General features: G+C 74.2%; 22 protein-coding genes, 2 tRNA genes and 1 other RNA gene. 12 read left to right on the top strand and 13 right to left on the bottom strand.

Translation table 11 applies throughout. The features are described 5' to 3' along the window. Nucleotides 1-160 precede the first annotated feature (160 nt). The 8 genes from moaC to ACZLKG_RS15725 all read right to left on the bottom strand — a co-directional run bounded on the left by moaC (nucleotide 161) and on the right by ACZLKG_RS15725 (nucleotide 5,634). Nucleotides 161-637, bottom strand: coding sequence for a cyclic pyranopterin monophosphate synthase MoaC (gene moaC / locus ACZLKG_RS15760; protein WP_425707979.1), 477 nt, complete (start codon nucleotides 635-637; stop codon nucleotides 161-163). Next, entirely contained in the window at nucleotides 634-1,905 is a 1,272-nt protein-coding gene (locus ACZLKG_RS15755; protein WP_463649264.1) for a molybdopterin molybdotransferase MoeA, read from the bottom strand. Before ACZLKG_RS15755 ends, moaC begins: the two co-directional genes overlap by 4 nt. Further along, a complete protein-coding gene (locus ACZLKG_RS15750) occupies nucleotides 1,902-2,708 on the bottom strand; it encodes a HesA/MoeB/ThiF family protein (RefSeq protein ID WP_425707981.1) in 807 nt (268 codons plus the stop codon). Before ACZLKG_RS15750 ends, ACZLKG_RS15755 begins: the two co-directional genes overlap by 4 nt. Further along, nucleotides 2,705-3,127, bottom strand: a complete 423-nt coding sequence (locus tag ACZLKG_RS15745; RefSeq protein WP_463649263.1) for a molybdenum cofactor biosynthesis protein MoaE — start codon at nucleotides 3,125-3,127, stop codon at nucleotides 2,705-2,707. The genes ACZLKG_RS15750 and ACZLKG_RS15745 overlap by 4 nt, the downstream gene beginning before the upstream one ends. 2 nt (nucleotides 3,128-3,129) lie before the next feature. Then, nucleotides 3,130-3,459 (bottom strand): MoaD/ThiS family protein, encoded by a 330-nt coding sequence (locus ACZLKG_RS15740; protein WP_425707983.1) that lies wholly within the window; start codon nucleotides 3,457-3,459, stop codon nucleotides 3,130-3,132. A 1-nt stretch (nucleotide 3,460) separates the two neighbouring features. Further along, nucleotides 3,461-4,561, bottom strand: a complete 1,101-nt coding sequence (gene moaA, locus ACZLKG_RS15735; RefSeq protein WP_463649266.1) for a GTP 3',8-cyclase MoaA — start codon at nucleotides 4,559-4,561, stop codon at nucleotides 3,461-3,463. A gap of 197 nt (nucleotides 4,562-4,758) precedes the next feature. Then, a complete protein-coding gene (locus ACZLKG_RS15730; RefSeq protein ID WP_463649262.1) occupies nucleotides 4,759-5,397 on the bottom strand; it encodes a hypothetical protein in 639 nt (212 codons plus the stop codon). A 152-nt stretch (nucleotides 5,398-5,549) separates the two neighbouring features. Then, a tRNA-Ser gene (locus ACZLKG_RS15725) sits at nucleotides 5,550-5,634 on the bottom strand. Between the two features lie 129 nt (nucleotides 5,635-5,763). On the opposite strand from ACZLKG_RS15725, the gene ffs reads away from it, so the two are divergent. The 8 genes from ffs to helR all read left to right on the top strand — a co-directional run bounded on the left by ffs (nucleotide 5,764) and on the right by helR (nucleotide 18,115). Then, an RNA gene (gene ffs / locus ACZLKG_RS15720) (signal recognition particle sRNA small type) lies at nucleotides 5,764-5,860 on the top strand. Between the two features lie 54 nt (nucleotides 5,861-5,914). Continuing rightward, a complete protein-coding gene (locus ACZLKG_RS15715) occupies nucleotides 5,915-9,277 on the top strand; it encodes a DNA polymerase III subunit gamma and tau (RefSeq protein WP_463649261.1) in 3,363 nt (1,120 codons plus the stop codon). A 9-nt stretch (nucleotides 9,278-9,286) separates the two neighbouring features. Next, on the top strand, nucleotides 9,287-9,886 hold the full coding sequence (gene recR, locus ACZLKG_RS15710) for a recombination mediator RecR (protein WP_425708005.1): 600 nt from the start codon (nucleotides 9,287-9,289) through the stop codon (nucleotides 9,884-9,886). Nucleotides 9,887-9,895: 9 nt separating this feature from the next. After that, a complete protein-coding gene (locus ACZLKG_RS15705; protein ID WP_463649260.1) occupies nucleotides 9,896-10,681 on the top strand; it encodes a TSUP family transporter in 786 nt (261 codons plus the stop codon). 176 nt (nucleotides 10,682-10,857) lie between these two features. After that, nucleotides 10,858-12,132, top strand: coding sequence for an aspartate kinase (locus ACZLKG_RS15700; RefSeq protein WP_425708007.1), 1,275 nt, complete (start codon nucleotides 10,858-10,860; stop codon nucleotides 12,130-12,132). Then, nucleotides 12,129-13,175: an aspartate-semialdehyde dehydrogenase gene (locus tag ACZLKG_RS15695; protein ID WP_425708008.1), complete on the top strand. Its 1,047-nt coding sequence runs from the start codon at nucleotides 12,129-12,131 to the stop codon at nucleotides 13,173-13,175. The genes ACZLKG_RS15700 and ACZLKG_RS15695 overlap by 4 nt, the downstream gene beginning before the upstream one ends. A 276-nt stretch (nucleotides 13,176-13,451) precedes the next feature. Further along, nucleotides 13,452-15,452 (top strand): acyltransferase family protein, encoded by a 2,001-nt coding sequence (locus ACZLKG_RS15690; RefSeq protein ID WP_463649259.1) that lies wholly within the window; start codon nucleotides 13,452-13,454, stop codon nucleotides 15,450-15,452. 512 nt (nucleotides 15,453-15,964) lie between these two features. Further along, complete coding sequence (gene helR / locus ACZLKG_RS15685; protein ID WP_463649258.1) at nucleotides 15,965-18,115, top strand: RNA polymerase recycling motor ATPase HelR; 2,151 nt, start codon at nucleotides 15,965-15,967, stop codon at nucleotides 18,113-18,115. 98 nt (nucleotides 18,116-18,213) lie between these two features. Here helR and ACZLKG_RS15680 read toward each other — a convergent pair. From ACZLKG_RS15680 to ACZLKG_RS15670, 3 genes are all read right to left on the bottom strand, one after another. Continuing rightward, nucleotides 18,214-18,290 (bottom strand) — tRNA-Pro (locus tag ACZLKG_RS15680). 129 nt (nucleotides 18,291-18,419) lie between these two features. Continuing rightward, a complete protein-coding gene (locus tag ACZLKG_RS15675) occupies nucleotides 18,420-19,415 on the bottom strand; it encodes a metallophosphoesterase (RefSeq protein ID WP_463649257.1) in 996 nt (331 codons plus the stop codon). Beyond that, complete coding sequence (locus ACZLKG_RS15670; protein WP_463649256.1) at nucleotides 19,415-21,859, bottom strand: penicillin-binding protein; 2,445 nt, start codon at nucleotides 21,857-21,859, stop codon at nucleotides 19,415-19,417. Before ACZLKG_RS15670 ends, ACZLKG_RS15675 begins: the two co-directional genes overlap by 1 nt. Before the next feature lie 228 nt (nucleotides 21,860-22,087). Here ACZLKG_RS15670 and ACZLKG_RS15665 point away from each other — a divergent pair, with 228 nt between their 5' ends. Genes ACZLKG_RS15665 through ACZLKG_RS15655 form a run of 3 tightly spaced genes read left to right on the top strand, consistent with a single transcriptional unit; the run spans nucleotide 22,088 to nucleotide 23,047 of the window. Further along, nucleotides 22,088-22,393 (top strand): WhiB family transcriptional regulator, encoded by a 306-nt coding sequence (locus ACZLKG_RS15665; RefSeq protein ID WP_463649265.1) that lies wholly within the window; start codon nucleotides 22,088-22,090, stop codon nucleotides 22,391-22,393. Nucleotides 22,394-22,415: 22 nt separating this feature from the next. After that, on the top strand, nucleotides 22,416-22,577 hold the full coding sequence (locus tag ACZLKG_RS15660; RefSeq protein WP_425708014.1) for a DUF4177 domain-containing protein: 162 nt from the start codon (nucleotides 22,416-22,418) through the stop codon (nucleotides 22,575-22,577). Further along, the gene (locus ACZLKG_RS15655; protein WP_425708015.1) at nucleotides 22,577-23,047 is read left to right on the top strand and encodes a RidA family protein; all 471 of its coding nucleotides are present in this window, start codon (nucleotides 22,577-22,579) and stop codon (nucleotides 23,045-23,047) included. Before ACZLKG_RS15660 ends, ACZLKG_RS15655 begins: the two co-directional genes overlap by 1 nt. Before the next feature lie 61 nt (nucleotides 23,048-23,108). Here ACZLKG_RS15655 and mtr read toward each other — a convergent pair whose 3' ends face one another. After that, nucleotides 23,109-24,518 carry a mycothione reductase gene (gene mtr / locus ACZLKG_RS15650; protein WP_463649255.1) on the bottom strand — a complete coding sequence of 470 codons (1,410 nt, stop codon included), beginning with the start codon at nucleotides 24,516-24,518 and terminating at the stop codon, nucleotides 23,109-23,111. Nucleotides 24,519-24,604: 86 nt separating this feature from the next. Then, complete coding sequence (locus ACZLKG_RS15645) at nucleotides 24,605-25,282, bottom strand: Crp/Fnr family transcriptional regulator (protein WP_425708017.1); 678 nt, start codon at nucleotides 25,280-25,282, stop codon at nucleotides 24,605-24,607. Nucleotides 25,283-25,392: 110 nt separating this feature from the next. Here ACZLKG_RS15645 and nth point away from each other — a divergent pair, with 110 nt between their 5' ends. Continuing rightward, entirely contained in the window at nucleotides 25,393-26,073 is a 681-nt protein-coding gene (gene nth / locus ACZLKG_RS15640; RefSeq protein WP_463649254.1) for an endonuclease III, read from the top strand. Nucleotides 26,074-26,077: the final 4 nt, after the last annotated feature.

Raw genomic sequence — 26,077 nt, 5'->3', positions numbered from 1 at the left:
TCCTCTTCTTTTGTCGGTTGCCCTCTTCCCCTCCTTTTCTCTCCCCCCCCCCCCCCCCCCCCCCACGCCCGACCACACACAGCTGAGCGACCGCGCCGGTCCAGTGGACGTGCGACGGACCGCCTCGTCAGCCGGCTGACCCTCTCGGCCGACCGCAACCTCAGTCGGCCGGCCGCACCCAGTCCCCGGACCGCCCGCCGGACTTCGCGACGATCATCGCGTCGCGGATCGCGACCGTCCGGTCGATGCCCTTGAGCATGTCGACCACCGCCAGGGCGGCGACGGTGACCGCCGTCAGCGCCTCCATCTCGACCCCCGTGCGGTCGGCGGTCCGCACGGTCGCCCGCACCGACACGCGGTCCTCGAGGAGCTCGAGGTCGACGCTCGCCCCGTGCACGCCGATGACGTGGGCCAGCGGCAGCAGCTCCGGCGTCCGTTTGGCCGCCTGGATGCCGGCGATCCGCGCGACCGCGAGGACGTCGCCCTTGGGGACGTTCCGCTCGCGCAGGGCCGCCATCGTGTCCGGCGCGCACGTGACGGCGGCGCTCGCCGTCGCCTCGCGCACGGTGGGGGTCTTCGCGGTGACGTCGACCATGTAGGCGGTGCCGTCGGACCGCAGGTGGGTGAGCTCGCTCATGCGCCCCATCCTCGGACACCGAAGGCCTCGAGGCGGTCCCCGGCCGCCACGCGGTCGGCGTCGGCCGGCACGATCGCGAGCGCGTCCGCGAGCCCGAGGGTGGCCGCGAAGTGCGACTTCGCCCCGCTCGCGTGCGGCGGCTCGGCCACGAGCGCCCCGTCCTCGCGCCGGACGACCACGGGCGCGTACTGGCGGCGCCCCGGCGGGGTCGGCCAGTCGCGGCCGGCCACGACCTCGAACGTCGGACGGTCCGGGTCCGCGCCGGTGAGCACCGCGAGCAGCGGACGCACGAGCACGTGGAACGCGACGAACACGCTCACCGGGTTGCCGGGCAGCGCGACCACCGGCACGCGCCGTCCGGTGCCGTCGTCGAGCGTGCCGAAGCCCTGGGGCTTGCCCGGCTGCATCGCGACCCCCAGGAACTCGACGCCGCGGCCCTCGAGGCTCTGGCGCACGACCTCGTGGGCGCCGGCAGAGACCCCGCCGGCGGTGACCACCAGGTCGACCTCGGGCAGCGACTCGTCCAGCCGCGCGCGGAAGGCGTCGACGTCGTCGCGGCTGCGGCCGTGCACCGGCGTGCCGCCGGCCTCGGCGACCAGGCCCGCGAGGAGCGTCGAGTTGGAGTCGGGGATCAGGCCGACGGCGGCCGCGTCGCCCGGCTCGACCAGCTCGTCCCCGGTGGTGACGACGAGCACCCGGGGCATGCGGGCGACCGTGAGGCTGCCGTGGCCGACGGACGCCGCGGCCGCGACCTGTGCCGGGCCGAGGACGGTGCCGGCGGTGAGGACGGTGTCGCCCACGGCGACGTCCTCGCCCCGGTACCGGACGCACGCGCCGGGCTCGGCACGCCTGGCGATCCGCACCCGTGCGGGCGCGGGGCCGGGGCCGGGGGAGTGGTCGGTGTCCTCCACGGGGATGATCGCGTCGGCGCCGTCCGGCAGCGGCGCGCCGGTCATGATGCGCTGCGCCGTCCCGCTCGCGAGGGGCTCGGGGACGGCGCCGGCCGCGACGTCGCCGGACACGGGAAGCTCGATCGCGTCGTCGGGCAGGCCCGCGAGGTCGGCGGCCCGCACGGCGAACCCGTCCATCGCGGAGTTCGTGAACGGCGGGACGTCGGCGCGCGCCTCGACGTCCGCGGCGAGCACGCGGCCGCGGGCGGCGCCGAGGGGGACCCGCTCGACGGTGCGCTCCGGCTCGGCGGCCACGACGTCGCGGGCCGCGGCCAGGATGCGACCGAGGTGGGTCTCGACGTCGACCAGTCGGCTCATGCGTCGTCCCTGGGGGTCGAGTACTCGAGCTGGTCCATCTGCTGGGTCCGTGCGTCTCCGACGAGCACCCGGCCGAACAGCGGGGAACCGGTGCCCACGATGAGCTTGACGGCCTCGACGGCCTGGGTGGAGGCGACCTGCCCGACGACGGGGCCGAGCACGCCGATCTCGTGAGAGGTCTGCACGGCGCCGGGCGCGGGGGGATCCGCGTGGAGGTCCCGCAGCGCGAGGGGGCGCCAGGGCGCCGGCGGGCTCGTCCAGAACACGGAGGCCTGCCAGATCATCGCCATGACGCTCGCCCACACCAGCGGCTTCCCGTTCGCGGCGCACCAGTCGCCGACGAGGTACTTCGTGGCGAAGACGTCGGAGCACTCCATCACGAGGTCGATGTCGTCGCGCAGCGCGTCGAGGGACTGAGGCGTGGCGGGGCCCATCGGCACGATCTCGATCTCGGAGTTCAGGGCACGCAGCGCCTGGGCGGCGGAGTCGGCCTTGAGCGTGCCGACGGTGGCCTCGGTGTGGATGAACTGCCGCTGGAGGTTGTTGAGCTCGACCTCGTCGGCGTCGGAGACGTAGATCGTGCCCACGCCCATGGCGGCCAGGTAGAAGAGCACGGGCGAGCCGAGCCCGCCGGTGCCGACGACGAGGATCCGCGCCGCCGCGAGGCGCTGCTGCCCGCGCTCCCCGTAGCCCTCGACGAGGAGCGACCGGCGGTGCCGGTCGTAGGCGCCCGGCGGCAGCGGCTCGAGCGGCCGGCCGAGCGGGATCTCGAGCGAGGGCAGGGGGGCGGGTGCGGGGCTCACGGGAGGGCGCTCCATTCGGTGGATCCGTCGGTGAAGGCCTGGTGCTTCCAGATCGGCACGCGGGACTTGATCTGCTCGATCAGCTCGGACAACGCCGCGAAGGTCTCCGCGCGGTGCTCGCCCGCCACGGCGGCGATGAGCGCGTGGTCCCCGATCGCCAGGTCGCCGACCCGGTGCTGGGCGCCGACCGCGTGCACGCCGGGCCGGTCGGTGAACTCGTCGACGACCTCCGCGAGGAACCGCGCGGCGTCGGGGTGGGAGCTGTAGGTGATGCCGGTGACGCCGCGGCCATCGTCGTGGTCGCGCACGACCCCGGAGAACGTGGCGACGGCGCCGCACCGGTCGTCGGCGCACGCCTCGGTGAGGGCCGCCGGGTCCAGAGGGGTCTCCAGGACGTCCGCGGCGACGCGTCGGGCCATGCTCAGCCGCCCGCGAAGGGCGGGAGGCAGTCGACCGTGGCTCCGGCCGGAACCGGGGCGGAGTCCTGCGTGCGGCGCCCGTCGAGGAGCCAGGTCGCGACGTCGAGGACCTTCGTCAGGCGCTCGTCGGCGTCCTCGCGCAGCGCGGCGACGACCGTGCCGACGGTCGCGCCCGCGGGGACCTCGACCGTCCTGACGCCGGTGCCGGCCGCCTCGGCGGCGCCGGCGAAGAACCGGACGGTGACGGTGGTCGTGCCGGCCGTGGTGCTCGTACCGGCAGCGGTCGGGCCGGGCGTGGTGGTCGTCGTCGTGGGCGTGGCCTCTGTGGTCACGTCAGCCTCCAATGGCGGACATCGTGCGGGAAGGGGCGGCGAAGGAGTCGTCGGTGCCGAAGCCGTGGGCCCGGGGCTTGCCCCACATGGCTTCCTGCCAGCGGCGGGCGAGCGCGGCGTCGTCCGCGCCGTCGCGCAGCAGGCCGCGCAGGTCGGTCTCCGAGGTGGCGAACAGGCACGAGCGCACCTGTCCGTCGGCGGTGATGCGGGTCCGGGTGCAGGCCGCGCAGAACGGCTCGCTCACCGAGGCCACGAGGCCGACGCTGCCGTCGGGCAGGCCGGGAGCGGTGACGTCCTCGACCTCGGCGGGCGCGGACCCACGGGGGCCGGGGCGCTGGGTGAGGGTGAACCCGGCGTCGGTCAGTGCGTCGCGGAGGTCCTGGGCGGTGACGACCTCGCCGCGCTTCCAGGACTCGCGCGGCCCGATCGGCATGTACTCGATGAACCGCAGCTGGTAGCCGCGTTCGAGGCAGAAGCGCAGGAGCTCGGGCGCGTCCTCGCGGTAGGAGGCGGCGATCGGGACGGCGTTGATCTTGACCGGGCGGATCCCGACCCGGTCGACGGCGTCGAGCGAGCGCAGCGCGTCGTGGAGCCGGTCCCGGCGAGCGGCCGCGGCGTACCGCTCGCGGTCCAGGGAGTCGATCGAGATGTTCACCCGGTCCAGGCCGGCCTCGACGAGGGAGTCGATGCGCTTGTCGAGGCCGAGGGCGTTGGTGGTCAGCGCGATGTCCGGCTTGTTCCCGTCGGTGTCCCGGAGCGCGGCCGTGCCGGCGATGATGTGCTCGAGGCCCCGGCGCAGCAGCGGCTCGCCGCCGGTGAACCGGACCGTGCGCACCCCGAGGTCCCGCACGGCGATGGCGACGAGGCGGACGACCTCGTCGTCCGTCAGCACGTCCGGCGTGGGGAGCCAGTCGAGGCCCTCGGCCGGCATGCAGTAGGTGCAGCGCAGGTTGCAGCGGTCAGTCAGCGAGACCCGAAGGTCGGTGGCGCGGCGGCCGAAGCGGTCGGGCAGGCCGCGGGCGTCGGTGGGCAGCGGGGTGCCGGAACCGGTACCGGTGGCTGCGTCCGTACCGGAGGGCGACGGGATGGTCGGGATCGGCATGAGGACGGGTGCCTGCGAGGGTTGTGTGGTCACTTCGCCTCCCCTCGACGACGACGGGCGATTCGCGGACCAATACGCAATCAATCTATCAACTAATGACCCCGCGGGAAGTGGGTGTTCTCACCGCGGACGGGCCCGCCGGGTGGGGCGGGCAACAGCAGTGCGGACGCGCGTGGCCGGCGTCGGCAGGACGGGAGTCAGGAGCTCTCGACGCCGTCCGGCACCTGGACATCGACGGGCTCGCCCCAGTCGCGCAGGATCCCGTCCGCACCGTCCGGCCCGGTGTCGATGCGAAGGAGCCGGTCCTCGTCGTCGACCCACCACCGGTGGACCTGGTCGCCGAGGTCGACCTCGTACTCGACCGTCGTGGTGCCCTCGACGTCGGCCTCGCCGACCTCCTCCATGGACTCCGGATCCCCCCACGCCTCGGTGGCGCCCGCCCAGTCCCAGCCCTCGATGTGGTTCGCACGGGCCTCGTCGTCGAGGACCACGTACTCACCGGCACCGCCGGTGCGCTCGTACATCGTCCCGTCGATCAGCCGCACCTCGAGGGTCACCCAGCCGTCGTGGTCCCGACTGGTGAGCGAGAGGAGATCCACCTCCCCCTCGTCGTCGTATCGCACCACCCCGTCCGTGGTCGTGCCGGCGTCCGGGATGTCGGAGGTCCACTCGAAGGAGAAGGTCGGTGCCTCGCGCATCGCCGTGGCGACGCGCTCGACGGCGTCGTCCGCCGTCAACGGTGCGTCGCCGCCGCAGCCGGCGAGAACCAGGAGGCTCGAGGCCGCCACCAGCGCCGTCGTGCGAGCCCGTCGACGTCCCCGCCTCGTTGCGTCCATCGCACCAGGGTAATGGCGCGCGGCGTCGGCGCCCCGGCCGCCGCGCCCCGGGAACGCCCCGTGCCGTCGACGGATCTCGCCGGGCGGTGGATGGAAACGACGGCGTGGCAACGAAAAACCCCGGACCCTTGCGGATCCGGGGCTTCTCCCTGCGGAGGATGAGGGATTCGAACCCTCGAGGGCTTGCACCCAACACGCTTTCCAAGCGTGCGCCATAGGCCACTAGGCGAATCCTCCTGGGCCGCGTGCCGGGGCGCGCGGTACCGGGGATCGATCCTACCCGAGTCGGCCGGGCGCCTCACGCCCCGACGGCGAGTGACGGGCCACAGTCCTCGGCGCCGGTCCCCACGACTTGTAGACTTGTCACCAGACCCCCCGTGCGGCGGCATCTCGCTGAACCCCCCCAGGGCCGGAAGGCAGCAAGGGTAGGCGGGCTCTACCGGGTGCGCGGGGGGTCCCTTCATGCCCTGTGGGGACGCGACGCACCGTGTCCCCTCGCCCGGTTAGGGTCGACCCCGTGACGACAGCCCTGTATCGCCGGTACCGCCCGGACACCTTCCAGGAGGTCGTGGGCCAGGAGCACGTCACCGAGCCGCTCATGGCCGCGCTGCGCACCGGCCGCATCACGCACGCCTACCTCTTCTCCGGTCCGCGCGGCTGCGGCAAGACCACGTCGGCCCGGATCCTCGCGCGCTGCCTCAACTGCACCCAGGGCCCCACCGACACCCCGTGCGGGACGTGCGACTCGTGCGTCGAGCTCGCGCGCGGGGGAAGTGGCTCGCTCGACGTCGTCGAGATCGACGCGGCCAGCCACAACGGCGTCGACGACGCCCGCGAGCTGCGCGAGCGCGCGTCCTACGCCCCCGTGCGCGACCGGTACAAGGTGTTCATCCTCGACGAGGCGCACATGGTCACGCCCCAGGGCTTCAACGCCCTGCTCAAGCTCGTCGAGGAGCCCCCGGAGCACGTGAAGTTCGTCTTCGCGACGACGGAGCCCGAGAAGGTCATCGGCACGATCCGCTCGCGCACGCACCACTACCCCTTCCGGCTGGTGGGGCCCCGGGTCCTCACCGGCTACCTGGGCTCGCTCGCCGAGGCCGAGGGGGTGCAGGTCGCCGAGGGCGTCCTGCCGATGGTCGTGCGGGCGGGCGGCGGGTCCGTCCGTGACTCGCTGTCGGTCCTCGACCAGCTCGTGGCGGGCTCGGCCGGCGGCACGCTTGCACTCGACCGCGCCTCCGCGCTGCTGGGGTTCACCGACTCTGCGCTGCTCGACTCGGTCGTCGACGCGCTCGTCGACCGGGACGGCGCAGCGCTGTTCGACGTCGTCGACGACATCGTGGCGACCGGCCACGACCCCCGACGGTTCGTCGAGGACCTCCTCGAGCGGCTCCGCGACCTCGTCGTCATCTCGGTCGCCGGGGAGCAGGCCGACTCCGTGCTCCGCGGGGTCCCGCAGGACCAGCTGACGCGCATGCAGGACCAGGCCCAGCGCATGGGCTCCGCCCGCCTGAGCAGGGCCGCCGACCTGACGAACGCCGCCCTGTCGGAGATGACCGGGGCCACGAGCCCGCGCCTGCACCTCGAGCTGCTGTGCGCGCGGATCCTGCTGCCCGGCGTCGGGGACGCGGAGGCCGGCATCCTCGCGCGCGTCGAGACGGTCGAGCAGGCCCTCGCCTCGGGCGGGGCGATCGCCCACGACGGCGGCGCGTCGGCACCGCAGGCGCCGCCCGCCCGAGGGAGTGCACCCGGGCGCGCGACGACCGGCGGCGACGTCGGTCGGGAGATCGAGGGTGCCGGTCCGCTCGCCGCAGGCCGCCATGCAGGGGATGCCCGCACGGAGGTCGACCCCGGCCCGGGCGTTTCGTCCGCGGGCGGGCAGGTGTCGGACGCGGGGGCCGCGCCCGCCGGGTCGGGGAGCGAGCCCGCGCAGGTGCCGCCGGAGCCCGTGGTCGCGCCGGACTGGCGCGACATGCTCTCGCCCCCCGTGGCGCCGTCGTCCGGCGGGTCGTCCGACGGGGGCGCGTCGCCGGCAGGGTCGGCGGACCGTCCGGGTGCCGTGAGCCGCTCGACCACGAGCCCGTCGACCGCGGGCACGGCCCCGGACGGAGTCGCCGCGGACGCGGCAGCGGCACCGCCGCCGGCCCCGTCCGCAGAGCCGGCGGCCGACCGGCAGGTGCCACCGCCGTCGGGCACCGCACAGGCGCGGGACGACGCCCCGACGCCAGCGGGGCCGCACCGCCCGGAGGGCCAGGGAGGCGCATCGCAGGGCGACATCGGCGCGGGTGACATGCCCGCGGACGGCACCGCTGGCCCGAGCGCGGCCGACGGGACGGCGGACGGCATCGGCCCGGAGGCGGTCTCGAAGCGCTGGAGCGAGGTCGTCGAGGTGCTGGCCGGGCTGCGCCGCGCCACCTGGGCGCTCGTGTCGCAGAACGCCGTCGTCGGCGACGTCTCCTCGGACGAGGTGCGCCTCGACTTCCCGAGTGCCGGACTCGCCGACGCCTTCCGCAACGGCGGGCACGCGGAGCCGGTCGAGGAGGCGCTGCGCCGCACGTTCGGTGTGCGGCTCCGCACGACGTCGGCCGTGGCGGGCGCTCCCCCCGGCGGCGGTGCGGACGCCCAGACGTCCGGGTCGCGGGGACGCTCGCCCCGCCCGGGACGACCCGCGGGCGCGCGCGGCAGCGGCTCCGACGACGACCCAGGTCATCGAGCCCCCGAGCCCGAGCCCCCCGCGGACCCGTTCGACGCACCGCCGCATGCCCAGAAGCCCGGCGCGGCCACCGGGGACGGCAGCGAGGTCGGAGCCCACCCGCCGGAGCAGGGCGCGCCGACGCCCGGCGTCCCCCTGACGCCCGAGGGCGAGCCTGCCGTCGACCCGGACGGCGGGCCGTCCTCGCACGCCCACGCGGAGCCGGAGACCGACCCGGGCCCGCCCGCCGACGGCCAGCCTGCGTCGGGTGCCTCCGTCGACCACGAGGCGACGGAGTCACGCACGCCCGCCCCGCCGCCGGTGGGCGCAGAGGCGACGGAGTCCCGCACGCCCGCCCCGCCGCCGGTGGGTCCGGACGGCTGGCCGGCCGTGGCCGTGCCCGGCCGAGCCCTGCGAGAGGCCGCGGCCGGGGACGAGGCCTCGGAACGGGCCGCTTCCGTGGCTCCGGCGTCCGTGGCACCCGTACCCACCACACCGATGTCGTCGACGTCGCCGGCCGCTCCGACGTCGTCGACCTCGCCCGGCGCAGCGACGTCGCCCGGCTCACCCGGCGGTCCGGGCGCGGGGCCGGGCGTGACCGCGAGTCCCGACGAGGACGATCTCGCCGACCTGCCCGGGCCCGAGGTCGCGGACGAGGACGGCTGGTCCGCCCCGGCCGGGCCGCGCGGCCCGGTGGGCGAGGCCGTCGACGAGAGCTCCGTCGTCGGCCCGGACCAGGACGCGGCCGGTCCCGACGTGGACGGTTCCGACACGGAGGGTCCTGACGCGGCCGGCTCCGAGGCGTACGGGCCCGGCGCCGGGCGCGACGGCGCCGGCGCATACACCGCGGACCGGGGCGTGTACGGCGACCACCCGCCCCCGGACGAGCGCTACGCACCCGAGGACGACGGTCCGGAGCCGCCGCCCGTCGTGCTGCCCGGGCAGCGACCCCTCGACGGCGGCGAGGAGCCTGCGGGGAACGCCGGGCGGGGCGCCGGCACCGGACCGGGTGGCACCGGTCAGGACCGCCCGGCCCGGCCCCGGGTCGACCCGGCCGACGACCAGCCCTCCCCGGACGACGAGGACGCGGACCAGTCCGGCCTCATGGGGGTCGACCTGCTGATCTCCGCGTTCGGCGCGCGGATCCTCGAGAAACGGTCACCGGGCGCCGATGTCCCCCCGGGGACGTAGGCTTCCCGCGTGTACGACGGCGCGGTTCAGGACCTGATCGACGAGCTCGGGCAGCTGCCCGGGATCGGGCCGAAGTCTGCCCAGCGCATCGCGTTCCACGTGCTCGCCGCCGACCCGGAGGACGTGGCCCGCCTCGCCACGGCCCTCGTCGAGGTCAAGGCCAAGGTCCGGTTCTGCGACGAGTGCGGGAACGTGGCCGAGGCCGAGCTGTGCCGGATATGCGCCGACGAGCGCCGCACCTACGCGCTGCTGTGCGTCGTCGAGGAGCCCAAGGACGTCGTCGCCATCGAGCGCACGCGCGAGTTCCGCGGCCGGTACCACGTGCTCGGGGGAGTCATCGATCCGCTCCGGGGGGTCGGCCCGAACGACCTGCGGATCGCCGACCTGCTCACCCGCATCGGCAAGCACCCGGTCGAGGAGGTCATCCTCGCCATGGACCCCAACATCGAGGGCGAGGCCACGGCCACCTACCTCACCCGCCTGCTCGGACAGCTCGAGATCCCGGTCTCGCGCCTCGCCGTCGGGCTCCCCGCCGGCGGCGACCTCGACTACGCCGACGAGGTCACCCTCGGCCGGTCGTTCGAGGGCCGCACGCGCATCTCGTCCTGAGCCCCGGCCGTGCCCGAGATCGACCTCACGGTCCTCCTGCTGCTCGCCCTCGCGGGGCTGGCCGCCGGCTGGGTCGACGCCGTCGTGGGCGGCGGCGGCCTCATCCAGCTCCCCGCCCTCCTCCTCGTCCCCGGGATGAGCCCGCTCGCGGCCGTGGCCACCAACAAGGTCGGCTCGATCATGGGCACGACCGTCAGCTCGATCACCTACTACCGGCGCGTGCACGTCGACCTGCGCACCGCGCTCCCGATGGCGGGCGCCGCGCTGCTCGCGGCGGTCGGCGGCGCGGCGATCGCCTCCTCGATCCCCGAGCAGGCGTTCACCCCGATCATCCTCGGCGCCTGCGTGGCGGTCCTCGTCTACACGGTGGCCCGGCCCAGCGTCGGCCGCGACAACGCGCTGCGGCTCACCGGCCGGCGGCACCTCGCCGCGGCCTGCGCGATCGGCGCCGTCATCGGCATGTACGACGGCGTGCTCGGCCCCGGCACCGGATCCTTCCTCGTCATCAGCCTCGTCGGCCTGCTCGGGTACGCGTTCCTCCAGGCCTCCGGCATCGCCAAGATCGTCAACCTCGCGACCAACCTCGGCGCGCTGCTCTTCTTCGTCACCGCGGGCCACGTGGTCTGGGCGGCGGGCCTCGCCGTCGGCGTCGGCAACCTCGCCGGCGGCTACCTGGGGGCCCGCACGGCGGTCGCCCGCGGGTCCGGGTTCGTGCGCGTGGTGTTCGTCGTCGTCGTCTCGGTCCTCGTCGTGCGGCTGGGCTGGCAGATGGGTGACGAGCTCGGCTGGTGGTGACCGGGCCCCGCGACGGTGGCCCCCGCTACGACGGGACCCCGTGTGAGGCGTCACTCGGGTCCGCGGATCGGGACCACCTGTCCGGCCCTCGGGCGGCCGCCCTATCCTTGTCGGCACGACGACGTCGGCGGTGGCCTGATCCGTCGGCACACCATCGACCAGCGGGAGGCACCGCAGTGGCACGTGTCGTGCAGAAGTTCGGCGGGTCCTCCGTCAGTGACGCCGAGGCGCTGCGGCGGGTCGCGCGCCGGATCGCCGCGACGAAGAAGGCCGGCCACGAGGTCGTGGTCGTCGTCTCCGCGATGGGTGACACGACGGACGACCTCCTCGACCTCGCCGCCCAGGTGATGCCCGACGACCCGCCGGCCCGCGAGCTCGACATCCTCCTGACCGCCGGCGAGCGCATCTCGATGTCGCTGCTCGCGATGGCGCTGACGGGTGAGGGTGTACGCGCCCGGTCCTACACCGGTCAGCAGGCCGGCCTCGTCACCGACATCAACTACGGGCGCGCGTCCATCGTCAAGATGGCGCCCGAGCGGATCCTGCAGACGCTGCAGGACGACCAGGTGGCCATCGTCGCCGGCTTCCAGGGCGTCAACGAGCGCAACGACGTCACCACGCTGGGCCGCGGCGGCTCCGACACGACCGCCGTCGCGCTCGCCGCGTCGCTGGACGCCGACGTCTGCGAGATCTTCTCCGACGTCGACGGCCTGTTCACCGCCGACCCGCGCATCGTGCCCAAGGCCCGGAAGATCGAACGGATCTCGTTCGAGGAGACGCTCGAGCTCGCCTCCCACGGGGCGAAGATCCTCCACCTGCGGGCCGTCGAGTTCGCCCGCCGCTACGGCGTGCCGCTGCACGTGCGCTCGTCGTTCTCGAACCTGGAGGGGACCCTGGTCACCTCCGAGGACACCTACGAGGGAGCCGACATGGAAGAACCGATCATCTCGGGCATCGCCCACGACGAGAGCCAGTCGAAGATCACCGTGGTCGACGTGCCGGACATCCCCGGCTCCGCCTCGCGGCTCTTCCGGGTCGTGGCCGCCGCCGAGGCGAACATCGACATGATCGTCCAGAACGTCTCCGCCAAGGCGACGGGGACGACCGACATCTCCTTCACGCTCCCCACCACGCAGGTCGCCGCCGCGCGGCGCGCGCTCGAGGCCGCCCGGGAGGAGATCGGGTACGGCGAGCTGCGCGCGGACGAGGAGGTCGGCCTCCTCTCGCTCGTGGGCGCCGGCATGCGCTCGAACCCGGGCGTCTCCGCGCGCCTCTTCGACGCCCTGTACAACGCGGGCATCAACATCGAGATGATCTCGACGTCGGAGATCCGCATCTCCGTCGTCACGCGGGGCGAGGACCTGACGGCCGCGGTGCGCGCGGTCCACACCGCCTTCGACCTCGACGCGCAGGACACCGAGGCCGTCGTGTACGGAGGGACCGGGCGATGAAGGGACTCAAGGTCGCGGTCGTCGGTGCGACCGGACAGGTCGGACGCGTGATGCGCGAGCTCCTCGCGCAGCGCGAGCTCTCCCCGGCGGACGTGCGCTTCGTCGCCACCGCCCGTTCGGCCGGCACGCGCCTGCCGTTCCGGGGCGAGGAGATCGTGGTCGAGGACATCGAGACCGCCGACCTCGCGGGCATCGACGTCGCGCTGTTCTCCGCGGGAGGCGGCACCTCGCGGGAGTGGGCGCCGCGGTTCGCCGAGGCCGGTGCGGTCGTCGTCGACAACTCCTCCGCGTTCCGCAAGGACCCCGAGGTCCCGCTCGTCGTCTCCGAGGTCAACCCGCACGCGGTGGCCGCCCGCCCCAAGGGGATCGTCGCCAACCCCAACTGCACGACGATGGCCGCGATGCCGGCCCTCAAGGCCCTGCACGAGGCCGCCGGGCTGGTCCGCCTCACCGTGACGAGCTACCAGGCGGTCTCCGGCTCCGGTCTCGCCGGCGTGCGCGAGCTCGCCGGCCAGGTCCGTGCGGGCGTCACGCAGGACATCGAGGCACTCGCCCTGGACGGCGGTGCCGTCGACCTGCCCGCCCCCGAGGTCTACGCCGAGCCGATCGCCTTCAACGTCGTCGCCCTCGCGGGGAGCATCGTGGACGACGGCTCGCGGGAGACCGACGAGGAGCAGAAGCTGCGCAACGAGTCCCGCAAGATCCTCGAGCTGCCGGAGCTGCGCGTGTCCGGCACGTGCGTGCGCGTCCCGACCTTCACGGGCCACGGCATGTCGGTCAACGCCGAGTTCGAGCGGGAGATCGGCCCCGAGCAGGCCCTCGAGGTGCTCGCCACGGCCCCCGGTGTGGCCCTCGACGACCTGCCGACCCCGCTCAAGGGAACGGGCCGGGACGAGACGCTCGTGGGCCGTGTCCGCGCCGACGGCGCCGCCCCGGACGGTCGCGGGATCGCGATGTTCGTCGTCGGCGACAACCTGCGCAAGGGTGCCGCCCTCAACACCGTCCAGATCGGGGAGCTGCTCGCGGCCGAGCTGGCCGGCTGACCTCCGGGACGCCCGCGCGGGGCCCGTGGACCTGTGGGTCCGCGGGCCCCGCGGTCGTTCCGTGCCCGCACGAACCTCTGCGGATGTCCTGCGCGCCCGTACCGCGGCCCCGGCCGCGCGCGTCCGCCGTACAGCTGCGTCCACCGCGCCGGTGCGTCCACCGCGCCGGTGCGTGACGGCTGTGACCCGCGTGTCTTCTGTGACTCGAGTGGCTTGTGGTGTTCCATGGTGCCGCCGTCCTGACCGGGCGGCCACCAAGGGGAGGGAGCGCGCCGCATGTCGGTGGGTGGACGCATCAGGGGTCTGGACGGCCTGCGCGCGCTCGGCTGCGCGCTTGTCCTCGTCTACCACCTGCTGCCCGGGCTCGCCCCGGCCGGCAACATCGGCGTCGACGTCTTCTTCGTCGTCTCCGGCTTCCTCATCACCTCGCTGCTCGTGCGCGAGATCGGCCGCACCGGGTCGGTCGACGTCGTCGGGTTCGTCGTGCGTCGGTTCCGCCGGCTCGCCCCCGCCGTGGCCGTGTGCGCGCTCGTCGTCACGGCGCTCGCGGGGCTCGTCGGCGGCGACGTGCTGGTCCGGATCGGCCGCCAGCTCGCCGGGACGCTGACCTTCACCGCGAACTGGGTCCAGGTCGCCGACGGCCAGAGCTACTTCGACCAGCAGACGCCGGCACTTCTCACACACGCGTGGTCCCTCGGCGTCGAGCAGCAGTTCTACCTCCTGTGGCCGCTCGCGCTCCTCGTGATCTGGCGAGCCCCGCGCAGCGTCCGGCCCCACCTGGCCCTCGGGATCGGCGCCGGGTCCGTGGCGCTGGCCGCCGGCCTCGGCGGCTCGCGCGCCTACCTGGGCACGGACACCCACCTCTACGGCCTCATGCTCGGCGCCGCGCTCGCCCTCGCGCTGGCCCCGGCCCCTGCGCGAGCCGGCGACGGACTCTGGTACCCCGCCGGCCACCCCGCCCGTGGCGCCGCCCCGAGGGGCACGGAGCCGGCCCTGGGTGCGATCCGCGGCCTCGCCGGGTGGGCAGCGCTCGCGGGGCTGGTCGGCCTGGCGGTCCTCGGGACGGCGGCGAGCGACCTCGCCACCCCGTGGCTGCTCCTGGCCGCCTCGGTCCTCGCCGCGCTCGTGGTCCAGGCGATGACGCCGGCCGTCCTCTCCCGGTCGCCCGGCCGCTCCCTCGCCAGAGCGCTCGAGCTCCCGCCCGTGGTGTGGCTCGGGGAGCGCTCGTACTCGATCTACCTGTGGCACTGGCCGCTGCTGGTCCTCGCCCAGGCCCGTTGGCCGTACGCCGACCCGCGCCTCGTCGCGCTCGGGGTGCTCGCGGCGACGCTCCTCGCGGCGGAGGCGAGCTACCGCTGGGTCGAGACCCCGTTCCGGCGTCTCGGCCTGCGCGGGGCCGCGGCCTCGCTCCGACGCCGCGTCACCACCCTCGCGGTACCCGTGGCGGCCGTGTCCGCGCTCGTGCTCACGGGCACGGCCTGGGCCGTGGACGAGGCGCCCGACCGCACCTCGACCGAGGAGCTCTTCGTCTCCGCCCACGGAACCGGTGGCGTCGTGACGTACCCGGGGCCGGCGGAGGAGCCCGACGGCGCGGCCCCCGGGGCGGCCGACCCGGGCGCTTCCGACGGCGAGACCCCCTCCGACGGCGGCCCCGGCACGCCCGACGGGGACCAGGACCGCGACGGCGCCCCGAGCTCGTCGGACGGCGCGGACGGGCAGGGCGGCGAGACCCCCTCCGACGTCGAGGCGAACCCCGGTGGGAGCACGGGCGCCGACCCGACCCCGGGCGCCGACCCGACCCCGGGCGAGGCAGTGAGCGTCGTCGGGGACTCAGTCACGCTGGCCGCCGGCCCGGCGCTCGGAGAGGCGCTGCCTGGCGTGACGGTCGATGCGGAGGTCTCCCGGTCGTTCCTCGCCGAGATCGGCATCGTCGAGCAGATGGCGCGGACCGGCTCGTTGCGCGAGCACCTGGTCGTGGCCGGCGCGACGAACGGCATCGTCCGGGCCGGCGAGATCGACGAGCTCGTCGAGGCCGCGGGGGAGCGGTGCGTCGTGCTGGTCACCGGGTCCGGACCGGGCAGCGCCACCTGGATCCCCGAGGCCAACGGCGCGATCCACGAGGCCGCGCAGCGGCACCCGAGCGTCGTCGTCGCCGACTGGGCCGCCGTCGTCGAGGCCGATCCCGAGCTGCTCGGGCCGGACCACATCCACCCCGGCACCGCGGGCGCGGGCCGGTACGCAGCGACGATCGACGAGGCGCTCGCCACCTGCCCGTGAGGAGCGGTACCACATCGGCGAGCCCCGCGCAGGCCGGGCACGTGGGTAGTGCTCTCTCCTCCTCGCGGTGGAGACATTCGCTCCGGAGTTCACCCTCGTGACGGTGAGCGGGAACGTGTCGAGGCGGCAGGATGGGTTGTGGGCGCGGGGGCGTCCGCAGCAGTACACCGTGGCGCGTCCCGGACGATCCGGGGGGACAGCCGGGACGTGCCACGGATCTGCCACCGCCGTCCGGACGGATCGCAGGGGGATTCGTCGGGGCAGCGCAGACATCACGAGGGGCCGCAGGCACACAGCCTGCGGCCCCTCGTCGTTGCTCGGGTGTGCGCGCGTGCCGCTCGTCCGGCGCGGCGACCCGCCGTCAACTTCCTCGGTGTACGCGGGTCACGCTCGTCGTCGAGCCGTCCTCCGCCGTTGCCCCAAGTGTACGGCGGGTGGGGGATCTTGCCGCAAGGCCCCCCTCGTGGGGCAGTATCGCGGGCTCGTCGCCAGCCCGCGCCCCCGGAGGCCCCATGACCACGCCACGCATGTTCCACCTGCCGTACCACCTGGCAGCCAAGGACGACCCCGACCTGATCGGGCCGGACGAGGAGCACCTGGCTGCCGTCGCCGCCGCTCTCGAGGACCGGGTCCGGCACCTCACCCACCGCCTGGAGCGGGCACGCCGCGCACCCGCGGGGGGTGGGCAGCAGGCGCTCGAACGCGACCAGGAGGTCCACCGGCTCACCGCCCGGCTGCGGATGGCCCTGCGCTTCGGCGCGGACCTGTGCCTCGGCCGGCTCGTCCCGGGCGACGGCGACGAGCCCGTCTACGTCGGGCGCACCGGGCTGACGGACCGGGCGGGCCGCCGGCTCCTCGTCGACTGGCGGTCGCCGGCCGCCGAGCGGTTCTTCGCCGCCACGCACGCCGACCCGATGGGCCTGACCGCCCGCCGCCGCTACCGCTGGAGCCGCGGCCGTGTGAACGACTACTGGGACGAGGTGTTCTCCGGCGAGCTCGGGTCCCGCGCCTCGCTCGACGACCACTCCGCCTTCCTCGCCAGCCTCGGCGCCGACCGCTCGCCACGCATGCGCGACGTCCTCGGCACGATCCAGGCGGACCAGGACGCGATCATCCGCGACGCCGCGGACGGGGCGCTGGTGGTCGACGGCGGGCCCGGGACCGGGAAGACCGTGGTCGCGCTGCACCGGACGGCCTACCTCCTGCACTCAGAGCCCAGGCTCGGCCACCGACGCCGCGGCGTTCTGCTCGTCGGTCCGAACGACCGCTACCTGTCCTACGTCTCCGACGTGCTCCCGAACCTCGGCGAGGACGGGGTGCGCGCCTGCACCCTGCGCGACCTCATCCCGGAAGGGGCGGGCGCGGCGCAGGAGCCGGACCCGGAGGTGGCCCGGCTCAAGTCCTCGGCGGACGTCGTCCGGGCCGTCGACGCCGCCGTCGGGATCTATGAGGAGCCCCCGACGGAGCCGCTCGTCGTCGGGACCCCGTGGGCCGACCTCGTGGTCTCCACGACGGACTGGGCCACCGCGTTCCGCTCGCCCGAGGTCGGCCTGCCGCACAACGAGGCGCGCGACCAGGTGTGGGACGTGCTGGTCGAGGGGCTGATCGACCAGATCGAGGAGGACGACGAGGTCACGCCCGTGCGCGTGCGTCGTGCCCTGCTGGGCAACGACGAGCTCGCCGACGCGTTCGAGAGGGCCTGGCCCAGGCTGGACCCGAGCGACGTCGTCGCCGACCTCTGGGAGGTGCCGGCCTACCTGAGGCGCTGCGCGCCGTGGCTCACCGACGACGAGGTGCGTTCGCTCGGGCGTGCCGGTCGGTGGGCGTGGACGACCGCGGACCTCCCGGTGCTCGACGCCGCGCGGCGTCGCATCGGGGGCCCGGGCCGCAGCGCCGGGGACCGCTACGCCGAGCTCGAGTCCGAGGTCGAGCGAGAGCAGCTCGACCACGCCGTCGACCGCATCCTCGAGTCGATCGACGACCCGGACAGTCCGGTCGTCATGCTGCACGGGCAGGACCTGCGCGCCTCCCTCGACGCGGGGATCACCCGCCGGACGCCGCCGGTCGACGTGCTGGCCGGCCCGTTCGCCCACGTCGTCGTCGACGAGGCGCAGGAGCTGACCGACGCCGAGTGGCAGATGGTGCGGGCGCGCTGCCCCTCGGGGAGCCTGACGATCGTCGGCGACCGGGCGCAGGCGCGGTCCGGGTTCCCCGAGTCCTGGGAGGAGCGCCTCGCGCGGTGCGGCATCGGGAACGCCCGACGCGCGACCCTGAGCGTCAACTACCGCACCCCGAGTGAGGTGATGACGCGGGCCGAGCCGGTCATCCGGGAGGTGCTCCCGGACGCTGCCGTCCCGACGTCGGTGCGCAGCACGGGCGTCCCGGTGCGGTACGGCACGGTCGACGAGCTCGTGGCGGTGATCGACCAGTGGCTCGAGGACAGCGCGGACCGGACCGACGGCGTCGCGTGCGTCATCGGTGACGAGACGTTCCCCGAGCGGCCGCGGGTCGCGTCGCTGACCCCCGAGCGTGCCAAGGGGCTCGAGTTCGACCTCGTCGTCCTCGTCGAGCCGGCAGCCTGGGGCGACGGCGTCGAGGGGGCCGTGGATCGCTACGTCGCGATGACGCGCGCGACCCAGCAGCTCGTCGTCCTGACCGGCTGAGCGCGTGGGCCGATCGGGCACGCCGGGCGGCCCGGGACGGGGCCGAGAACGACGAAGGGCCACCTCCCTGCGTCTCCGCAGGTCAGCGGCCCTCCACGTGGTCGGGGTGACAGGATTTGAACCTGCGACCTCTTCGTCCCGAACGAAGCGCGCTACCAAGCTGCGCCACACCCCGTGGCAACCGGACCAGCCTACCCGTTCGGCCGGGGCGCACCGCTCCTCGACCAGGTGGTACGCCACACATGCGCGGGTGCGGAGGAGGCGCGGCCGCGACGCCGGTCGAACGTCGTGCCGTCCGGCCCGGTCAGCCCTCGCCGCGCGGTTGCACGAGCGTGAGCACGGTCGCCTCGGGCCGGCACGCGAACCGCACCTGCGCGTAGGGGCTGGTCCCGAGCCCGGCGGAGACGTGCAGCCAGGTCGAGACCTCGCCGCCCCTGCGGTCGGGGCGAGCACCGGGCCAGCCGTGCAGGCCGGACGCCCGGCCCGTGTCGAGGTCGGAGTTGGTCACGAGCGCCCCGTAGAGCGGCACGCGGACCTGCCCGCCGTGCGTGTGCCCGGCCAGGATGAGGTCGCACCCGTCGTCGGCCATCGCGTCGAGCACCCGCGTGTACGGCGCGTGCGTCACGCCGAGGTGCACGGTCGGCACGCGGTCCTCTGCCTCGGTCGCCGCGGCCCGGTCGGGGAAGCGGTCGCGATCGAGGTGGGCGTCGTCGACGCCGACGGCGGTCACCCGTACGCCGCGCACCTCGACCTCGTCCCGCCGGTTCGTCAGGTCGGTCCAGGAGCCCGACGTGAGCATGGCCCGCAGCTCGTCGGTCGGGAGCGGCGTCTCGTCGGTCTCCGCCTCGTCCTCGGACGAGGGGCCCGTGAGGTAGCGCAGCGGGTTGCGCCACCTCGGCGCGGTGTAGTCGTTGGAGCCGAGGACGAAGAACCCGGGGACGTCGAGGAAACCGCCGAGCGCCTGGCGCAGCGGCTCGATCGCGTCCGGCGAGGCGATGAGGTCGCCCGTGAGCACGACGAGATCGACCTCGACGTCCTTCAGGGAGCGCAGCCAGCGCAGCTTGGCGCGCTGGGTGGGCAGGAGATGCAGGTCGGACAGGTGCAGGACCCGCAGCGGCTCGTTGCCCGCCGCGAGCGTGGTCACGCGGTCGTGGCGCAGCGTGAACATCCGGGTCTCCGCCACCGACCAGGTCGCCACCCCCGCCGGCACGGCGGCCAGCGCGTACGGCCACGCGTTCCGGCCGATCCGGGCGGCGCCGCGCCCGACACTCCTGGCGACACCTCGCCAGGCCCCCGCCATCAGTCGTCCCCGCCGGACGGCGCCTCGGTCTCGTCGTCCGACGGTGGGTCGGACGGCGAGGGCTCCTCCGTGGTCGGAGGCTCGGAGGCCGGCTCCTCGCTCGGCGGGCCGGACGAGGGGTAGATGTTGACGACCGACCCGCGCGGAGCGGACGAGCCCGACGCGGGGCTGCTCGCAGCCACGCCGCCCGCGCGCCACTCCGAGGGGCGCTCGGCGCCCACGCTCACGGTGAAGCCGGCGCGCTCGAGCAGGGTCGTGGCGTCGTCGACCGAGTACCCGACGACATCGGGCACGTTGACGCCGGGTGCGTCGTCGTCATCGTCGTCGGCGTTCGAGGGCCGGTTCGTCGTCCGGTCGGGGAACTGGAGGACGGGCTCGCCCTCGAGCGCCCGGGCGGTGTACTCGGAGAACACCATCGCCGGGTACAGGCCGCCGTAGACCTCCTCGTGGAACTGGCCGTTGATCGTGGAGTCGAACATCGACTCGTTGGAGTCGATGTGCCCCATCCAGATCGCCGAGGCGAGCTGGGGGGTGTAGCCGGCGAACCACGCGGCGGCGTCGAGGTTGGCCGTGCCGGTCTTCCCGGCCGCCGGCCGCCCGTCGGGCAGGACGGCGTTCGAGCCCGTCGAGTTCGGCTGCACCACCGACTCGAGCGCGGTCGTCACCTCGGCCGCCACCTCGGGGGCGAGCGCCTCCTCGCAGCTCGCGGGCGGGAGGGGAACGTCGTTGCCGGCGCTGTCGGTGACCGCGAGGATCGCCACCGGGTCGCAGTGCACGCCCTCGGCGGCGAGCGTCGCGACGGCCTCGGCGATCTGGATCGGGGTGTTCTGGTTCGTGCCGAGCAGCATCGAGGGGCGCGGGACCATCGGGTCGCCGTTGGCCTGGGCGTCCACACCCATCGCGGCGGCGGTGTCGATGATGCCGCACAGGTCGAGCTGCGTGCCCATCTCGATGAACGGGGTGTTGATCGACCGTGCGGTCGCGTCGTGGACCGTCACGAGGCCGCGGGCCGCGCCCAGGCCGCTCTCGAGGTTGCCGGGCTCGTAGTCGTCGGCCACCTCGGGCATGCAGGAGATGTTCCACTCCGAGCGCTGGAACGCGCGGTCCGTGGCGTTGACCCGGTCGTTGATCGAGTGCCCCTGGTCCACCCACTCGGTGAGCGTGAAGACCTTGAAGAACGAGCCGGTGAGGAAGCCGTTGCCGCCACCGCGGTCCGTGCCGACGTTGAGGTTGATGAGCGTGGCGTCCTGGTCGGTCTCCGTCGGTGGGCCGTAGTTCGTGTTCTGGACCATCGCCTGGATCCGACCCGTGCCGGGCTCGATCGACGTCAGCGCCATGCGGATGTCGGACGGGTCGGTGACGGGGACGTTCGCCGTCACGGTCTCGTAGGCCGCGGCCTGCCGGTCGAGGTCGAGCGTGGTGGTGATGGTCAGGCCGCCGCGGTAGAGCATCGCCTGACGGTCGGCGAGGGACTCGCCCCACTCCTCGTTCGCCAGGAGGTCCTTGACGACGTAGTCGCAGAAGTAGGCGGCGTTGCCGGCGGCCCCGCACCCGTTCTGGGTGTAGGTGACGTCGAGCATCTCCTCCACGGGGGTGGCGATCGCCTCCGCGTGCTGCTCCTCGGTGATGAACTCCAGGCGCAGCATGTTGTCCAGGACGAGGTCGCGGCGGACCTGGGCGTTGTCCGGGTGCGCGACCGGGTCCCAGCGCGCGGGGGACTGCGTGATGCCCGCGAGGAGCGCGGACTCGGCCACGCTCATGTCCGCCGCCGAGTGGTTGAAGTAGTGCTGCGCCGCGGACTCCACGCCGTAGACCGACGGACCGAACTGCGCGATGTTGAGGTAGCCGGTGAGGATCTGGTCCTTCGACTGCTGCTGCTCGAGCGCGATGGCCAGCTGGGCCTCGCGGAGCTTGCGGCCCAGCGACGTCTCGGTCGCGCCCTCGATCGCCTCGGCGTCGCCCGAGCGCCGGCCCTGCTCGATGAGCAGGTTCTTCACGTACTGCTGCGTGAGGGTGGAGGCGCCGGCGAGCGCGCCACCCGTGAGGTTGTTGACGGTGGCGCGCATGATGCCCTGGAGGTCGACGCCGTTGTGCTGGTAGAACCGCTCGTCCTCGATGGCGACCACGGCGTTGCGCATGTCGTTGTCGATGGCCTCCGACTCGACGATGATCCGGTTCTCCGCGTAGAACGTGCTCAGCACCGTGCCGTCGGCAGCCAGGATCGTCGACCGCTCCGAGGGCTCGGGGATGCCGAGCTCGGCCGGCAGGTCGCTGAACAGCTCCGTGCCGGCGCGCGTGACCTGGCCGGTCGTAGCCACGGCGGGCATGACGAGCGCGGCACCGAGCAGCCCCCCCATGATCGAGACCAGGAGGAACGCGAGAAGCGTGACGAGCGCCTGGTCCACGCGCAGCGCGCGGCGGGATCGTGAGGAGCTGCGACTCATGGGCGTCAGGGTACGCAGCGAGCCACCGGCAGCGGTGCAAGCCAGGTCACTCACGAGCGAGGTCTGCGTGGCGATTTCGTCTCACCTGAGCCCGAGGGTCTTCCCATAACCCAGGAATTGGGGCTAACTTCGGCGCGTCGCGTTTCGTTCCGGCAACGTCCGTCCCGGTGCGTCGCGACACGATGAGGCAAAGAAAGGTGTGACGCGTTGAGTGACGCAAGCTGGACGATGAGGGCAGCGTGCGCTGATCTGGACCCCGACGTCCTTTTCGCTGAGGGCCCCGCACAGCGGCAGGTCCGGTCCGTGTGCTTCGCCTGTCCCGTCCGACTCGAGTGCCTGGCCGACGCCCTCGAGGCGGGCCCGGTCCAGGGCGTCTGGGGCGGCCTGACCGAGCGCGAGCGTCGCGCGCTGCAGCGCCGGTACCCCGCCGTCACCTCGTGGAGCGAGGCGCTGCGCCGCGAGGACGACGCCGTCATCGCCCAGCTCCGGCAGGCCGAGGCCCCGCGCCTGCTCATGGCGCGTGCCACGACCTGACGCACCCCTCTAGGATCGGCGCATGACTACCTGGGAGTACGCGACCATCCCGCTCATCAGCCACCAGACCAAGGCGATCCTCGACCAGTGGGGGGCCGACGGCTGGGAGCTCGTCCAGATCGTCCCGGGCCCCGAGGGCACCACGAACCCGGTGGCCTACCTCAAGCGCCCCACGAGCGCCTGATGGGCGCGGAGGCCCGGCTCGTCGAGCTCGGGATCCAGCTCCCTGCCGTGGCGACCCCGGTCGCGGCCTACGTGCCCGCCGTCCGCACCGGAACGCACGTCCAGACCTCCGGCCAGCTGCCGGTCGTCGGCGGCGAGCCGACCCACCTCGGCCTGGTCGGCGCGGAGGTCTCCGCCGAGGACGCGTACGCCGCGGCACGGACCGCCACCCTCAACGCGCTCGCCGCCGTCCGCTCGCTCGCCGGCTCCCTCGACGCGGTCGCCCGCGTCGTCAAGGTGACCGGCTTCGTCGCCTCGGCGCCGGGCTTCACCGGCCAGCCGCAGGTCGTCAACGGCGCCTCCGAGCTGCTCGGCGAGATCTTCGGGGACCTCGGCCGGCACGCGCGCTCGGCCGTCGGCGTCGCCGTGCTGCCGCTCGGCGTCCCGGTGGAGGTCGAGCTCCTCGTCGAGCTCTCGCCCGAGGAGGACTGAGCCGGCCGGTCGGCGCACGGCCGGCCCCGACGAGGACGCGACCCGCCGCGCGCCGGGCGCGTCAGCGCAGGTCGAGGCCCAGCAGCGCGTTCTCGGTGACCTCCGGCAGGGCGGGGTGGATCCAGTACTGGTTCCGCGCGACCTCGCGCAGGTCGAGGTCGAACGCGAGGACCGTGATCATCTGCTGGACGAGGGTCGAGGCCTGCGGGCCCATGTAGTGGGCCCCCAGCAGCCGGCGGGTGCTGCGGTCCGCCACGAGCTTGACGATGCCGGTGGTGTCTTCCATGGCCCACCCGTAGGCCACGTCCCCGTAGCTCTGCACCTTGACCGTCACGTCGTGCCCCGCGGCCCTCGCCTGCTCCTCGGTCATGCCGACGGTGGCGATCTGCGGGTGCGTGAACGTGGCGGCGGGGACGTGGTCGTGCGGCAGGCGCCGCAGGTCGTCCGGGTGGAGCAGGTTGTGGTGGATCACCCGCGCCTCGGCGTTGGCCACGTGCTTGAGCATGTACGGCGAGGAGACGTCACCGAGCGCCCACACGCCCGGCGCGGTCGTCGACCGACCGAACTCGTCGACCGCGAGCCGCCCGTCGTCGAGCGTCTCGATGCCGCCGGCCGCGAGGTCGAGACGGTCGCCGTTCGGCGTGCGGCCGGTCGCCACGAGCAGGACCTGCGCGTCCGCCGTCGTGCCGTCGTCGAGGCGCAGGCTCACGCCGTCCGCCAACTGCTCGGCCCCGACGACGGTGCGCCCCTCGCGCAGGTCGAACCGGGCCCGCGCCAGGTCGTTGAAGCGTTCACCGAGGTCGGCGTCGAGGTGCCGCAGGAGCGGTGAGCGGGAGACGATCGTGACCCGCGACCCGAGGGCGTCGAAGACGTGGGCGAACTCCATGGCGATGAATCCGCCGCCGACGATGACGACGGAGCGCGGCAGGTCCGGCAGCCGCATGATGTCCTCGTTGGTGTGCAGGTGCACGCCCGAGGCCGCGATCGCGTCGGGGACCGCCGGCCTCGAGCCCGCGGCGACCACGATCTGGTCGCCGGAGATGATCCTCTGCTCGGCCCCCTGCCCGGTGCGCAGCGTGCGCTCGCCGACGAAGACGGCGTGCTGGTCGTAGACGTCGATGTTCGGCGTGCGCGGACCGCGGCGGTACTCCTCGCCGCCGGCGGCGATCGGGTCGATCCGCTGCTCGAACACGCGCGAGACGATGCCGGGCCAGTCGACGGAGGTGACCTCGGCGTCCAGGCCGAGCCGGCCGGCCCCGGCGGTCTCCAACGCGACGTCGGCGGCGTAGACGTACATCTTCGTGGGGATGCAGCCGACGTTGAGGCAGGTGCCCCCGAACCGTCCCTCCTCGACGATGGCGATCGACCGGTCGTCGAGCTCGGGGGAGGGGATCGAGTTCCCGGAGCCGGCGCCGAGGACGACGAGGTCATAGTGGGCGTCGACGCTGATGGCGTCGGCAGGCAGATTCACGTGGGCTCCTCGGCGGGTGTCGGCAGGCGCCCCCACGACGGCGCCCCGGGCCGTGGGACGCACGGACCGGGGCGGGGTCGTCGGGGTCAGCGGGCGCGGCGGCGCAGACGCTCGATGTCGAGGAGCAGGACGGCGCGGCCCTCGAGGCGGATCCAGCCGCGGGAGACGAAGTCGGCGAGCGACTTGTTGACCGTCTCGCGGGAGGCGCCGACCAGCTGGGCGAGCTCCTCCTGAGTGAGGTCGTGCGGGACGTGGACGCCCTCGGAGGTCGACTCGCCGAAGCGGTCGGCGAGGTCGAGCAGGGCCTTGGCCACGCGGCCGGGCACGTCGGAGAAGACGAGGTCGCCGAGCGCGGTGTTGGTGCGGCGCAGCCGCTGCGCGAGCGAGCGCAGGAGCCGCTTGCCCAGGCCGGGGCGGGTGTCGACGTACTCCATGAGGTCCCGGTGCTCGAGCACCAGCATGCGGGTCGGCGCGACGGCGGTCGCCGTCGTCGACCTCGGTCCCGGATCGAACAGGGTGAGCTCGCCGAGCAGCTCGCCCGGACCGAGCACGGCGAGCAGGTTCTCGCGGCCGTCGGCCGAACGGTGCCCCACCTTCACCTTGCCGTCGATCAGGATGTACAGGCGGTCGCCCGGCTCCCCCTCTCGGAACAGGATCTCGCCACGGCGCAGCTTGATCTGCCCCATGACCTGCAAGAGGGCGGCGCGGTCGGCCTCCTCGAGGTCCTCGAACAGGGGGACCGAGTCGATGACGTCACCATCCACGGCGCTTCTCCTTCTTCTCGCGGCGGGCAGTACCTCGGGGCACTACCTCCCTATCCTGCCATTCTCTGTGATCCAAGGCACCGAGCCTCGCCGCGACGTAGCATCGGGACGTGGTCCGGGGATCTGCGCAGACGGCCGGGGAGGCGCCCCGGGGCGACGGCGAGGGCGACGAGTACGGCCGGGAGGTCGACGCCGTGCTCGCCCGCGCCTACCCGGACGCCCGCTGCGCGCTCGACCACTCCGGTCCGTTCGAGCTGCTCGTCGCCACCGTCCTGTCGGCGCAGACCACCGACGAGCGGGTCAACACCGTCACCCCCGAGCTGTTCCGCCGCTGGCCCACGCCCGAGGACCTCGCGGGCGCGGACCCCGACGAGGTCCGGGAGGTGGTCCGCACGCTCGGCTTCCAGGCCCGCCGCGCCACCCAGCTCGTCGGGCTCGCCGCCGCGCTGGTCCACGACCACGCCGGCGAGGTCCCGCCGGACCGTGACGCCCTGGTCGCCCTGCCGGGCGTGGGCCGCAAGACCGCGCACGTCGTCCTCGGCAACGCCTTCGACGTCCCGGCGATCACCGTGGACACGCACGTCGGCCGGCTCGCCCGGCGGCTCGGCCTCAGCCGGGCGACGTCGCCGCCCGCCGTCGAGAAGGACCTCGCCCAGGCGCTGCCCGAGCGGGACTGGACGTTCGCGTGCCACCGGCTCATCGCCCACGGCCGGGCCGTGTGCACGTCGGGCGCCCCGGCGTGCGGGTCGTGCGTCCTGCGCGGGCTGTGCCCCCGGGTCGGGGTCGCGTAGCCCC

The organism is Georgenia sp. Z2081 (assembly GCF_055326445.1).
Note: the sequence above shows the minus strand (reverse complement) of the source record. Positions and strands in the feature narration are given on the sequence as shown.

What these genes read in the sequence shown, in the direction of transcription:
- moaC (WP_425707979.1), bottom strand. Translation starts at nt 637, where the DNA reads ATGAGCGAGCTCACCCACCTGCGGTCCGACGGCACCGCCTACATGGTC.
- ACZLKG_RS15755 (WP_463649264.1), bottom strand. Translation starts at nt 1,905, where the DNA reads ATGAGCCGACTGGTCGACGTCGAGACCCACCTCGGTCGCATCCTGGCC.
- ACZLKG_RS15745 (WP_463649263.1), bottom strand. Translation starts at nt 3,127, where the DNA reads ATGGCCCGACGCGTCGCCGCGGACGTCCTGGAGACCCCTCTGGACCCG.
- moaA (WP_463649266.1), bottom strand. Translation starts at nt 4,561, where the DNA reads ATGCCGATCCCGACCATCCCGTCGCCCTCCGGTACGGACGCAGCCACC.
- ACZLKG_RS15730 (WP_463649262.1), bottom strand. Translation starts at nt 5,397, where the DNA reads ATGGACGCAACGAGGCGGGGACGTCGACGGGCTCGCACGACGGCGCTG.
- ACZLKG_RS15695 (WP_425708008.1), top strand. Translation starts at nt 12,129, where the DNA reads ATGAAGGGACTCAAGGTCGCGGTCGTCGGTGCGACCGGACAGGTCGGA.
- ACZLKG_RS15690 (WP_463649259.1), top strand. Translation starts at nt 13,452, where the DNA reads ATGTCGGTGGGTGGACGCATCAGGGGTCTGGACGGCCTGCGCGCGCTC.
- helR (WP_463649258.1), top strand. Translation starts at nt 15,965, where the DNA reads ATGACCACGCCACGCATGTTCCACCTGCCGTACCACCTGGCAGCCAAG.
- ACZLKG_RS15675 (WP_463649257.1), bottom strand. Translation starts at nt 19,415, where the DNA reads ATGGCGGGGGCCTGGCGAGGTGTCGCCAGGAGTGTCGGGCGCGGCGCC.
- ACZLKG_RS15670 (WP_463649256.1), bottom strand. Translation starts at nt 21,859, where the DNA reads ATGAGTCGCAGCTCCTCACGATCCCGCCGCGCGCTGCGCGTGGACCAG.
- ACZLKG_RS15665 (WP_463649265.1), top strand. Translation starts at nt 22,088, where the DNA reads ATGAGGGCAGCGTGCGCTGATCTGGACCCCGACGTCCTTTTCGCTGAG.
- ACZLKG_RS15660 (WP_425708014.1), top strand. Translation starts at nt 22,416, where the DNA reads ATGACTACCTGGGAGTACGCGACCATCCCGCTCATCAGCCACCAGACC.
- ACZLKG_RS15655 (WP_425708015.1), top strand. Translation starts at nt 22,577, where the DNA reads ATGGGCGCGGAGGCCCGGCTCGTCGAGCTCGGGATCCAGCTCCCTGCC.